Annotated in this window: 9 protein-coding genes and 2 pseudogenes; 5 read left to right on the plus strand and 6 right to left on the minus strand. The window is 62.2% G+C overall.

Annotated features, from left to right (window positions below; genetic code table 11):
* Positions 1-13 precede the first annotated feature (13 nt).
* Entirely contained in the window at positions 14-259 is a 246-nt protein-coding gene (locus H8F26_RS08670) for an AbrB/MazE/SpoVT family DNA-binding domain-containing protein (protein ID WP_197158780.1), read from the minus strand.
* 173 nt (positions 260-432) lie between these two features.
* Positions 433-924 (minus strand): alpha/beta fold hydrolase, encoded by a 492-nt coding sequence (locus tag H8F26_RS08675; RefSeq protein WP_197158781.1) that lies wholly within the window; start codon positions 922-924, stop codon positions 433-435.
* Between H8F26_RS08675 and H8F26_RS08680 the strand changes: the two genes are divergently transcribed.
* Complete coding sequence (locus H8F26_RS08680; protein ID WP_197158782.1) at positions 917-2359, plus strand: IS66 family transposase; 1443 nt, start codon at positions 917-919, stop codon at positions 2357-2359. The two genes, H8F26_RS08675 and H8F26_RS08680, sit on opposite strands and share 8 nt — an antisense overlap.
* 231 nt (positions 2360-2590) lie before the next feature.
* Here H8F26_RS08680 and H8F26_RS08685 read toward each other — a convergent pair whose 3' ends face one another.
* A complete protein-coding gene (locus tag H8F26_RS08685; protein ID WP_197158927.1) occupies positions 2591-3802 on the minus strand; it encodes an IS256 family transposase in 1212 nt (403 codons plus the stop codon).
* Between the two features lie 562 nt (positions 3803-4364).
* On the opposite strand from H8F26_RS08685, the gene ltrA reads away from it, so the two are divergent.
* Entirely contained in the window at positions 4365-5615 is a 1251-nt protein-coding gene (ltrA, locus tag H8F26_RS08690; protein ID WP_231597922.1) for a group II intron reverse transcriptase/maturase, read from the plus strand.
* Positions 5616-5874: 259 nt separating this feature from the next.
* Here ltrA and H8F26_RS08695 read toward each other — a convergent pair whose 3' ends face one another.
* Positions 5875-6855 carry a hypothetical protein gene (locus H8F26_RS08695; protein WP_197158783.1) on the minus strand — a complete coding sequence of 327 codons (981 nt, stop codon included), beginning with the start codon at positions 6853-6855 and terminating at the stop codon, positions 5875-5877.
* 465 nt (positions 6856-7320) lie between these two features.
* Here H8F26_RS08695 and H8F26_RS08700 point away from each other — a divergent pair.
* The 3 genes and pseudogenes from H8F26_RS08700 to istB all read left to right on the plus strand — a co-directional run.
* A pseudogene (locus H8F26_RS08700) lies at positions 7321-8160 on the plus strand (IS256 family transposase); the annotation flags it as partial.
* Positions 8161-8287: 127 nt separating this feature from the next.
* A pseudogene (gene istA / locus H8F26_RS19365) lies at positions 8288-9127 on the plus strand (IS21 family transposase); the annotation flags it as partial.
* Between the two features lie 622 nt (positions 9128-9749).
* Complete coding sequence (gene istB, locus H8F26_RS08710; RefSeq protein ID WP_231597868.1) at positions 9750-10544, plus strand: IS21-like element helper ATPase IstB; 795 nt, start codon at positions 9750-9752, stop codon at positions 10542-10544.
* 213 nt (positions 10545-10757) lie between these two features.
* Here the strand turns inward: istB and H8F26_RS08715 are convergent, their stop codons facing one another.
* Positions 10758-11630, minus strand: coding sequence for an IS3 family transposase (locus tag H8F26_RS08715; RefSeq protein ID WP_231598222.1), 873 nt, complete (start codon positions 11628-11630; stop codon positions 10758-10760).
* A gap of 10 nt (positions 11631-11640) precedes the next feature.
* Positions 11641-11928, minus strand: coding sequence for a transposase (locus H8F26_RS19370; RefSeq protein WP_231597691.1), 288 nt, complete (start codon positions 11926-11928; stop codon positions 11641-11643).
* Positions 11929-11938: the final 10 nt, after the last annotated feature.

Here is an 11938-nt window from a genome sequence, read left to right on the forward strand (position 1 = left end):
ACATACGCAGCAGTCAACAGAAGATCTCCGCACCGACAGCAGAGCCCGTATCGATAGAGGAATGGAGGTTCTCCTCTGAGACCTCTGCCAAAAGATCGTCGAGGCTGAGGCGAGCAGGAACCGACGGCTTCACGACAAGCTCGCCATCCTTGGCACTCAAGCTAACTTCAGAGCCAGCGCCGAGGCCAACCTCCTCAGCCAGGCCGCGCGGGATCCGCACCCCAAGACTGTTTCCCCATTTCTGGACGCGCGTCTGCACAGCAACCCAGCGGCTATACAGGGAGTATACCAGTTGTGGGCCGCAAACGCTTCGCCCCCATCTCTCTAACGCCCCAGATTAGAAGCGGGTTGTGGTCATAAGCAAGAACGGAATGCCTTCTGCTCCCGTCTTCTGGATCTGGATGTTGGGCTTCTGAATCTATGATTACCGCTTCACGCCTTCTGGGAGAGTTCCTCAGCGGCGACTCCGAATATTTCCTCTGCCGAGCCGATTGCCACGAAATGACCGGCCCCCGAAACCGGATGCCAAACCGCTCCAGGCATCTGGTCGGCAACATCCTTGTTGATCGCGTCGGGCACGAGTCGGTCGTCAAGCCCTTGCCATAGATGAACGCGTCGTTGAATCAGGCGAACATCAAAATCCCAGGACCGGTAGAGTATTTCGGAATCTCTCACCAGGCCCTCGCTTCCTTGGGCAAAGCATTCGGCGCTTGCTTCGCAGAAGGCAGTTGCAAAGCCCGGTCGCTGCAGGATCTCCTGGTCGTATGCGTTGATGGTTTTCAGTAGTTGCTGGATGTAGGTCTCACGGAAGTTGTACCCGTTCAGGAGTCGGGACAGCTCGCAACGAACATCGGGCTTGCTGAACCCTTGACGGTGGCTTGATTCCTGGTTGCATCTCAGTAAGAGACTCCTTGCGATGACCACCCCACCGGCCGGGATTTCAGAAGCCGATTGGGCCGCCACCCCGGTGGGAGTGAAGGCTGGATTTCTTGAGCTGGTCAGTCAGTGCCAGAGGCAGCAACAGGAGATCGAGCAGCTCCGCATCCAGCTCACCGCCCTGGCGACCGAACTGGCCCATCTGCGCGAGCGGATCGGCCGCAGCTCCCGCAATTCTTCCAAGCCTCCCTCCAGTGATGGCCAGGGGTTTAAGCCGCCCGAACGACGCAAGGGCAGTGGCCGCAAGCGCGGCGGCCAGCCGGGCCATCCCGGATCTGGGCCGGAGCTGCTGCCGATCGAGCGGGTGGATGAGGTGGTCGAGCACCACCCCCAGGCCTGCCGCCGCTGCGGCACGTTGCTACAGGGTCAGGATCCCGAGCCCTTGAGGCACCAGGTGATCGAGATTCCACCGATCACGCCTCTGGTGATCGAGCACCGGCTGCACCGCCTGGTCTGCCCCTGCTGTTCCACCAGCACCTGTGCCTCGTTACCGGCGGAGGTGGAAGTAAGCCATTACGGTCCCCGGCTCAGTGCTCTGGTGGGTCTGCTGGGTAGTGCCTTCCCGTTGAGTTTCAGCAAGACCCAGGCGCTGCTGGATCAGCTGCTGGGGGTACAGATCAGCCGGGGAGCGATGGCCACTATCCGCCAGCGCTTGAGTGCAGCACTGGAGCAGCCCATGCAGGAGGCCCTTGCGTTTGCCCGTCAGCAGTCGGTGGTCTACGTCGATGAAACCGGTGCCCCCACCGGTAATGCTGACGGTGGCAACCCCGATGGCCGGCGCGGCTGGGAGTGGGTCATGGTGACCGCCATGGGGGTGACAGTGTTCTTGCAGAGCCTGAGCCGCTCGGCTGCCGCCGCGATCGACCTGCTCGGGAATGCCTTTGGCGGAATTGTGGTGAGCGATCGCTTCTCCGCCTACAACCATCTCCCGCTGGAGCAGCGCCAGCTGTGCTGGGCGCACGTGATCCGCGATCTCACCGCCATCGCTGACCGTCAGGGCGCCAGCGGTGAGATTGGAGCGGAGCTGCTGGGCCTGCAGCAGCAGCTGTTTGCCCAGTGGCACCGCTACAAAGACGGAACGATCGACTGGTCCACGTTGCAGCAGGGCTGTCGGCCGATCCGCCAGGCGTTTGTGGGCACGCTGCAGCGGGTTGTGGAGCTGGGCTGCCAGCGCGGCGAGCGAACGCCGTGGGCCAAGACGGTGCGTACCTGCCATCAGTTGCTGCAAGTGAGCGATGGCCTCTGGACCTTCCTGGAGATTGAAGGGATCGAGCCCACCAACAACGCAGCCGAGCGTGCCCTGCGCCATTCGGTGATTCAGCGCAAGATCAGCCATGGCGTCCAATCCCGCCAGGGTGCAATCTGCCGCAGGCCGCGTCCCTTGGCGTGGTGTAAATCCCGAGGCCCGATTGCCCTGGACTGAGGGAGAACAGGGGTGAATGACGGGCTGTCATTCTCGAGGCGCATGTGCACCTCGTTATTTTACGATGAATCCAGACGATTGACTTGTCAAGTCTTTCGTCTGGATTGCCGATCGGTTGTGGGCTACACCTGCAATCTTGGTCGTGACGTCTGCGGTGCCGGCCCCCGGGCGGTGATCGCCGCCGCTGCGCCCTGTGGGGGCGCTACGGCGCGATCTCCTGGGGCCTGAGGCTCAGGCCGCTGCTTCTTGCAAGGAAGGCTGCGTGGGCAGCTCCGCCAGTGAGGGGATGGCGGCCATGCTCTCGGCGGAGAACATGCGCCGGCCCTCCAGCTGCCAGTGCTCGTCCTGCTCCAGCAGCACAGCCCCCACCAAGCGGGTGATCGAGGCGTCATTCGGGAAGATGCCAACCACCCGAGTGCGGCGTTTGATCTCCTCATTGAGGCGCTCGAGCAGGTTGGTGCTCCAAGTCTTTTTCCAGTGTTGAGGCGGGAAGTGACGGAAGGCGAGCACGTCTTCCCGGGCGTGCAGCATGAGCTCAGCAGCCTTGGGGAAGCGATCCACCAGTGAGCTGGCCAGATCGTCCCAGCGGGCCTCGATTTCGTCCGTTTTCTCCTGGGCGAACACCGAGCGCAAGGCAGCGGTGACCATGCCTTGGTGGGCCTTGGGCACCCGTTGGAGCAGGTTTCTGGCGAAATGGACCCTGCAGCGCTGCCAGCAGCTGCCCTGCAGCATCCGCCGGATCGCCTTGGTGAGGCCCACGTGCGCGTCGCTGATCACGAGCTTGACCCCAGTGAGGCCGCGCTCCTTGAGCGAGCCAATGAACTCGCTCCAGAAGCTCTCGGTTTCGCTGTCGCCCACCTTGATGCCGAGCAGCTCGCGGCGACCATCGGCATTGACGCCCATGGCCACCACCACAGCCCTGGAGCAGACCTGCATCGCCTTGCCGAGACGCCCGTGGAGATAGGTGGCATCGAGGTACAGGTAGGCGTAGCCGGTGGCCTCAAGGGGGCGGTTCAGGAAGGCCTGCACCTGGATGTCGATGTCAGCGCAGATGCGGCTCACCTGAGATTTGGAGATGCCGCTCTGGACTCCCAGGGCGGCCACCAGGGCGTCGACCTTGCGCGTTGAGATGCCGCCGACATAGGCCTCCATCACCACGCCGTAGAGGGCCTGGTCCACACGGCGGCGCGGCTCCAGGATCGAGGGCAGGTGGCTGCCGGAGCGCAGTTTGGGGATGCGGAGATCGATGTCCCCCACCTGGGTGGCCAGGGTGCGCGGCCGGTAGCCGTTGCGGTAGCCGAGCCGCTCCTCGCTGCGCTCATGGCGCTCTGCGCCGAGCACGGCAGCGACCTCCAGCTCGATCAGCTGCTGCAGGCCGTGGCGCACCAGCTCGGGGATCAGCTCACCGGCGCTGCTGCCATCCAGTAGCGGCGCCAGCTCAATTGCGGCACGATTGGACGTGGGCGTGTGTCACGAGTCAGCAGGTGAAAGCCAAGGCTGATGAAACTGCATCGGGGATGGGAGTGTGGCCTCCCGGGATCGGCCTGCAGGGGCTGGTACCAAACCACCCCGTGCTGCTGCGTTCAAAAGACGTGGTGGTGAGCGACGGGGAAACGGCGGACTGGATCCGTCAGGTGTGCGACGAGAAGGTGAGCGCAAGCGAACCGTTGATGACGCGCCGATATCTATTTCAGACGCTGCCAAAACGGGAGGCGGCCCAAATCTCCTGGATCAGTGTGGACAGAGCCTGTCTATGGACCACACGGCAGCCGGCGTATAGACGGCACGAGCTCATCGCAGGCCCTGATGCGGAACGTGAGAACCTGCCATGGAATGCCAAGGGAACATCCCAAGTGGTCACCACCATGAGGGTCAATACCGATGTCTGTGGCAGGGGCGGAGCAACCCGTAGTAGCGATGATGGGTCTGTAACGGACTCGGAGCCAAGGGGTTGCATCATCCCGTTTGGAGTCTCCCATCAACTGCCTACGGCAGGAGGAATGGGATGACAACAGACAAGCCGCTACCGATTACCAAGGTGATGGTCTGGAAGGCCTATCAACAGGTGAAACGGAACGGACAGGCGGCCGGTGTGGATGGCCAAAGCCTGGACGACTTCAACAAGGATCTGGAGAATAATCTCTACAAACTCTGGAATCGGATGGCATCAGGAAGTTATCTTCCGCCACCAGTTCGGCGTGTGGAGATTCCCAAATCCGGTGGAGGCGTCAGGCCGCTGGGTATCCCGACGGTTGCTGATCGCATCGCACAGATGGTGGTCAAGCAGGTGCTGGAGCCAGAGCTGGAGCTGATCTTTGATCAGGATTCCTACGGCTACAGACCGGGCAAGTCAGCGCATCAGGCAGTAGAGGTCTGCCGTCAGCGCTGCTGGAGGTCCAACTGGGTTCTCGATCTCGACATCAAGGGGTTTTTCGATGCTATCGATCACGACCTGTTGATGCGCGCGATCAAGGCCCATACCTCCGAGCGCTGGGTGGTGCTCTACCTGCAACGATGGCTGCAGGCACCGGTTCTGTTGCCGGATGGCACGCTCCATCCCAGGGACCGGGGCACACCGCAAGGTGGTGTCATCAGTCCACTGCTGGCCAATCTGTTCCTGCACTATGCGTTTGATGTGTGGATGCGCCGGAGCCACCCGGCCATTGCCTTTGAGCGCTATGCAGATGATGTGATCTGTCATTGCCACAGCGAGAAGGAAGCTCGGCGGTTGCTGGAGGCATTGCAGGATCGCTTTGCGTCCTGTGGCCTCCAGCTTCATCCCCAGAAGACCCAGGTGGTCTACTGCAGGGATAGCAACCGCCGGGCACCGTTTGCTGATGTCACGTTCACGTTTCTTGGTTTCGCGTTTCGGCCACGTGTGTCTCGCAATTCTCGCGGAGTCATCTACACAGGCTTTTTGCCGGCAGTGAGTCCGCAGGCTCTCCAGCGTATGCGGGAGAGGATTAGGTCGATAGGGCTTCCATCGCTCGTGTATCTGTCGCTTGAGGAGATCGCTAAAGTGCTGAATCCAGTGATTCGTGGCTGGATTCAGTACTACGGTCGTTTTTATAGGACAGAACTGATCAGGAAGTTGTATCGCTACCTGGATGACAGAATTGCAGCCTGGTTACGGCAGAAGTACAAAAGGCTGCGGGGTCGTCGGCTCCAAAGCTGGCGAGTACTTGCCAGGATCAGGTCTGGACATCGTGATCTGTTCGCGCACTGGCGTCGAGTCAGTGAAGTGGCATGTGGATGATGGGAGCCGTATGACGCGAGAGTGTCACGTACGGTTCTGTGAGCACCTCGGGGGGAAGTTCCCCGGGGTGACTCGACATGGTTCGTCTGGTTGAGGTAGTGCTCAAACCAGGGTCACGGGCCTGCCCACCCCTTGCAACGCTGGCCGCTGAGCGGAACGTCTGAGGTGCGCGCTCAACCCCGGCTACGCCGGGGTTGAGGTCCCCAGGGATTTACACCAACACAGGGGACGCAAGCCTGCCGCAGCAGGTTGCTCACGGTCACCACCAGCCTGCGGCAACAGGGCCGTGATATCTGGCAGTTCCTGGAGCAGGCCTTGATCGCCCATGATCGCGGCGGTGAGATGCCATCGCTGTTGCCGAATCCCTGAGCCGGCCGTCATCGATCGTGGTGTCTGTGGTTGCTCGTTGATCAACGATCAGGGGTGGAATGCTGCGCTGCTGCGTCACGGCCCCTGAACGGATACCTCTTGCTGTCCGTTCTGCATCGATGTACCTCAGGTACGTATTCCGTAGTTGGTCTGGACTGGTGTGACCGTTGTCTGCAAAAGAGTTGATCTTTGGAGGGATTGCCAATGCAGGGTCTTCTTCCAGAGTTAGACGAAATGCTGTGTGCCGGATTGTTGTCCACTTCCTTCCTGTTGCAGGGAACTCATCCCCAAAGGTTCTCTCCATCACGTGCTTCAAGAGGTAGTTCAGAGTTTTCAATACGTGACTGTCTGCTGGATTGCCTTCAGGTCTGTCGATCTGAGGAAGAACCAGATATCCAGATGGTTTCCTCCTGTGGAGTCGTTCCCAAAATCTGAATCCGTCTTTTCTATAGTGGGTTGTCTGATGAATCGGACGATCCTTTTTTGTTGTCTCCAAATTGCAGATAACAGTCTGGTTCCCCTGATCCCTAAACCATTCGCTCTTGATTCGGTACATGTCTTCTGCACGCAGGTAGAAGAACCACTCCAAGAGAAGTGCGTCATAAAGATCGACCCAGTTGCGTTGATTGATTCGGTTGCTCTTGCTCCACTCCAACTCCCAGTACTCGTCTGGATCCAGGAGTTGTCTCGCTGAGTCGAGAGACAAATCCACCACTGCTGCCAGGAGTTGGTCCCACTGCTTCTGAGTCAGATGCTGAACCTGTTTGGTTTGCTTGCTGATCGCAGGAAATCTTGGGAATGCATGTCCAGGGAAGTCGTCCTCTGCCAGTGCCAGGAGTTTGTTGATCAGGGTCTTCTGCTGCCCTTTCATCCCGCTGCCATTGGATCCGCTGCTTCCACGTGCTCGTCTCTCCAGGTGGGAGAAGTAGTCCTTGAAGTCCTGACTCGTAATCAGGTCAACGCTTCTGGATGCCCATGGTTGGTGACGGATCCCGTAGTCCTCTGCTTCCCACTTCAGGGACTCCTCTCGCCTCCACCGCTTGAAATTGCGTTGGGTCTCCCGTGTTCGGGATTCAGACGCGAAGTACCGCTCCCAGTACTCGCCAAGTGAGTTCTCGTTCTGTTTTTCCTGCAGGTCCAGGACTGTCTTGCTGCACTCTTGCCACTGCTGGAAGAGAGGCTTGCGTCCCCTGTGTTGGTGTAAATCCCTGGGGACCTCAACCCCGGCGTAGCCGGGGTTGAGCGCGCACCTCAGACGTTCCGCTCAGCGGCCAGCGTTGCAAGGGGTGGGCAGGCCCGTGACCCTGGTTTGAGCACTACCTCAACCAGACGAACCATGCCCACGTCCAATCGTGCCGCAATTGAGCTGGCGCCGCTACTGGATGGCAGCAGCGCCGGTGAGCTGATCCCCGAGCTGGTGCGCCACGGCCTGCAGCAGCTGATCGAGCTGGAGGTCGCTGCCGTGCTCGGCGCAGAGCGCCATGAGCGCAGCGAGGAGCGGCTCGGCTACCGCAACGGCTACCGGCCGCGCACCCTGGCCACCCAGGTGGGGGACATCGATCTCCGCATCCCCAAACTGCGCTCCGGCAGCCACCTGCCCTCGATCCTGGAGCCGCGCCGCCGTGTGGACCAGGCCCTCTACGGCGTGGTGATGGAGGCCTATGTCGGCGGCATCTCAACGCGCAAGGTCGACGCCCTGGTGGCCGCCCTGGGAGTCCAGAGCGGCATCTCCAAATCTCAGGTGAGCCGCATCTGCGCTGACATCGACATCCAGGTGCAGGCCTTCCTGAACCGCCCCCTTGAGGCCACCGGCTACGCCTACCTGTACCTCGATGCCACCTATCTCCACGGGCGTCTCGGCAAGGCGATGCAGGTCTGCTCCAGGGCTGTGGTGGTGGCCATGGGCGTCAATGCCGATGGTCGCCGCGAGCTGCTCGGCATCAAGGTGGGCGACAGCGAAACCGAGAGCTTCTGGAGCGAGTTCATTGGCTCGCTCAAGGAGCGCGGCCTCACTGGGGTCAAGCTCGTGATCAGCGACGCGCACGTGGGCCTCACCAAGGCGATCCGGCGGATGCTGCAGGGCAGCTGCTGGCAGCGCTGCAGGGTCCATTTCGCCAGAAACCTGCTCCAACGGGTGCCCAAGGCCCACCAAGGCATGGTCACCGCTGCTGTCCGGCGACGATTAGGTAGGCGGGTCCGCGCAACTACATAGGCGGGTCTCAGGACGCGACAACAGGGTTCCGATTCCGGTCTGGAGCCCTGCCATGCCCGCCCCTCTGTCGTTGCGGATCAAGGAGCGGTACATGGCAAAACGGGCCAATGGGCTCAGCCAACAGGTGGCGGCTGATGCGGCGGGGATTTCGGTGCGCAGCGCGCAACGGATCGATCGGGGTGAGCTGCAGCCCGAGGGGCAACAGCAGCAGCGGGGTCGCCATTGGCGCACCCGAGCCGATCCCCTGGCCGAGGTCTGGGAGAGCGTGCTGGTGCCGATGCTTGAGAAGGCGCCGCAACTGGAACCCCAGACCCTGCTGCTTCACCTGGAACAGCTCAGGCCTGGCGAGGAGTGGTACCGGCGCAAGCGGACCCTGCAGCGCCGCGTCGAGCAGTGGCGGGCCCTGCACGGCCCGGCCCAGGAGGTGATGTTCCTGCAGCAGCACCGGGCCGGTGTACTGGGGATCTCGGATTTCACGTTGCTCAAAGGTGAGCCGATCACCGTGGCGGGGGAGGTGCTGGAGCACCGGCTGTTCCACTTCCGCCTGCCCTATTCGGGCTGGTGCCATGTGGCGGTGATCCACGGCGGCGAAAGCTTTGTCGCCCTATCCGAGGCCCTGCAAAACGCTCTCGCTCTTTGCGGTGGGGTGCCGGCGGAGCACCGCACCGACAGCCTGAGTGCTTGCTTCCGCAACCGCGACGGCAGCTACGCCGGCGATTACACGAGCCGTTACCGCGAGCTGTGCGCCCACCTGGGGGTGATCGCCACCCGCAACAACCGCGGCGTTGCCCACGAGAACGGCGCGATCGAGGGCCCGCACCGGCACTGGAAACATCGGCTGGAGCAGCAGCTGATCCAGCGCGGCAGCCGTGATTTCGCCACCGAGGCCGACTACCGGCAGCTCGTCGCCCAGGTCACCAACACGCTCAACAGCCGCTACCAGGTGCAGGGGAACCTGGAGATTGAGCAGCTGCATCTCCAGCCCCTGCCGGTGGAGCGCTTTGCCGACTACGAGCCGGTGGTGGCGCGGGTGCGGAGCACCAGCACGATCGAGGTGCGCTCGGTCACCTACAGCGTCCCCTCGCGGCTGATCGGCCAGCAGCTGACGGTGCACTTGCGCCATGACCGGCTGGATCTGTTCCTGCGCAGCAAGTTCGTGGAGACCCTGCCACGGTTGCATCGGCGAGCGGGAGAAAGCGGGCCGTTGCGGCGGATCGATTTCCGCCACGTGATCGAGAGTCTGCGCCGCAAACCCCGGGCGCTGCTGCGTGCCCAGCTGCAGTCCGACCTGCTCCCCGGAGAGACCTGGCGTCAGTTGTGGCGCTTGCTTTTGGCGGCCCTGCCGCCGGATGAGGCCGCCAAGGTCATGGTGGACGCCCTCCATGTCGCTGCCCGGACGGACGATCTGGCCGGTGTGGAGCGGTATCTGCGGCGTCAGCTCCGCCGCGGTGAGCTGAACCTCACGGCCCTGCGCGATCACTACGGCCTGCGGCCCCCCCGGGGCCTGGCGGCCATGCCCCAGCTCGACATCCCCGAACACACCCTCAGCAGCTATGACGAACTCCTGGTTGGAACCCCCGAGCAGGCCGGCACTGGAAACGGCTCTGCCATCGGTGTTGAAACAGTTGAAACTGCCCCAGTTCCGCAGCCAGTGGCAGGCGGCCGAGCAGCAGGCCACAGCCGCTGGCTGGAGTCCAGCCAGCTACCTCTATGTGCTGGCAGAGCAGGAACACCAGCAGCGGCATCAAGCCCGTCAACGGCGGCTGTTGCATGAGGCCCAGCTGCCGGTCCCCAAGACCCTGGCGGACTACGACTGGAACGCCATCCCGGATCTTGAGCGTCCTCAGATCGAGCAGCTCGCCCACGACACCGGCTGGCTGGATCGGGCCGAGAACCTGCTGCTATTCGGTCCCAGCGGTGTGGGCAAAACCCACCTGGCAGCAGGCATCTGCCGCAGCCTGATCGCCCTGGACCGCACGGCGCGGTTTTTCTCCGCCACCACGCTGGTGCAGGAGCTGCAGCGCGCCAAAGCCGATTACGCCCTGGCTAAGGCCCTGACCCGACTGGATCGCTTTGCCCTGCTGGTGATCGATGACATCGGCTACGTCCGCAAGGACGAGGCCGAGACCTCGGTGCTGTTCGAGCTGGTGATGCACCGCTACGAGCGCAGATCCCTGTTGGTGACCAGTAACCAGCCGTTCAGCGAGTGGGAGAACGTCTTCTCCACCAGCGCCATGACCGTGGCAGCGGTGGACCGGCTGGTGGACCACAGCACGCTGATTCAGATCAATGGCGAGAGCTACCGCCGCAAACGGGCACGGCGGATTGACCGCTCCAGCGCAGGCTGATTCGTCGCCGCGACCAGGCGTCAATTACCCGCCAACCACAAGCCAACCCCTGGCGCCAGGTGCCGGTGATGAGCTCCGCGCTGCCGTCGGACCGTGGGGTCCGCCGGCTCGTGCGCTCCGCTGCAGCGCTCAGGCGGGACAGCAGCAAGAGCACCGGCCAACGGGCTTGACGCCTGGGGCCGATCAGAAGATCCCGGCTGAGGTGGGTGCCTTTTATTGGACAGTTCCGGCCCCTGACATCGTTAACCCAGGACGGGTGGAACATGGTTCGGCCTCAGTGTAGACCGCGTGGGGAGTTTTGCCTCCAAGGGAACTGTGAGGTCTTACATGGCAATACCGCCACAGGAAGCGGGCCAGGCTGATTTCAGCGTCCCAGCCATCGCTGTATGCCCGTAGGTAGACCTCCTCGTACTTGACAGTCCTCCACAGCCGTTCAACAAGGATGTTGTCGTAGCACCGCTTTCTGCCGGACCAGCTGATCTGGATCCGCTCCCCTTTGAGTCTGGCCACAAAGTCAGCGGACGTGAACTGACAGCCTTGATCGGAGTGGAAGATCTCTGGCCTACGGCCGCCTCCCAAGGCCATCTCCAGGGCCTCCAGACAGAACTTCGTGTCAAGGCTGTTGGAGAGCCTCCAGCTGAGCACATGCCTGGAATGGAGATCCATGATCGCCACCAGATAGAGGAACCCTTTCTGCAGAGGGATGTAGGTGATGTCGGTCGCCCAGACCTGATCCACCGACGTGACCTGCGTGAGGTCCACCAGGCAGGGGAACCGCACGGACGGATCACCTGGAACCGTCGTCCGGGGCTTCTGGTAGATCGCCCGTAATCCCATGCGCCGCATGAGGTTTCGCACTCGATCTCGGCTGATCGGGATACCATCTTGGGCCAGATAGTCCACCATCCGGCGGCTGCCGCTGCAGGGATCCTCCAGGTAGAGAGCATCGATCCTGGCCATGATCCGCAGCGTCGATACACGGACCGGTGTCGGCCGGTAGTACAGCGTGGATCGAGGCAGCCCCAGCAGCGCACACTGCCTGCTGATGCTGAGCTCGGGGTGGTCGTGATCGACCAGCTTGCGCAGTTCACGGGCATCAGAGCAGTTGAGACTTTTTTTTGAGCCACTCCAGCTCCATCTGCAGCCGTCCGATCTGCTGGAACAGCTCCGCCTCCTTGGCCTGCCCCTCCTCCTTGTCCTTGGTCTTCTTGCCTCGGGTGAAGAGCTCGCTGGCACCGTCCAGGAGCTGCCGCTTCCACTGGCTCACCTGGATCGGGTGGATGGCGTGGTCGGCGGCGATCTCCTGGATCGTCTTGCGGCCACTGATCGCCTCCATGGCGACCCTGGCCTTGAACTCGGGGCTGTGGGTGCGGCGCTTGCTCATCGGTGGGAGC

This window comes from Synechococcus sp. CBW1006, from assembly GCF_015840525.1.
Classification (GTDB): Bacteria; Cyanobacteriota; Cyanobacteriia; order PCC-6307; family Cyanobiaceae; genus CBW1002.

Bases quoted from the DNA above. Each gene is read 5' to 3' on its own strand.
- H8F26_RS08680 (WP_197158782.1), top strand. From the start codon at position 917: ATGACCACCCCACCGGCCGGGATTTCAGAAGCCGATTGGGCCGCCACC.
- ltrA (WP_231597922.1), top strand. From the start codon at position 4,365: ATGACAACAGACAAGCCGCTACCGATTACCAAGGTGATGGTCTGGAAG.
- H8F26_RS08695 (WP_197158783.1), bottom strand. From the start codon at position 6,855: ATGAAAGGGCAGCAGAAGACCCTGATCAACAAACTCCTGGCACTGGCA.
- istB (WP_231597868.1), top strand. From the start codon at position 9,750: ATGACGAACTCCTGGTTGGAACCCCCGAGCAGGCCGGCACTGGAAACG.
- H8F26_RS19370 (WP_231597691.1), bottom strand. From the start codon at position 11,928: ATGAGCAAGCGCCGCACCCACAGCCCCGAGTTCAAGGCCAGGGTCGCC.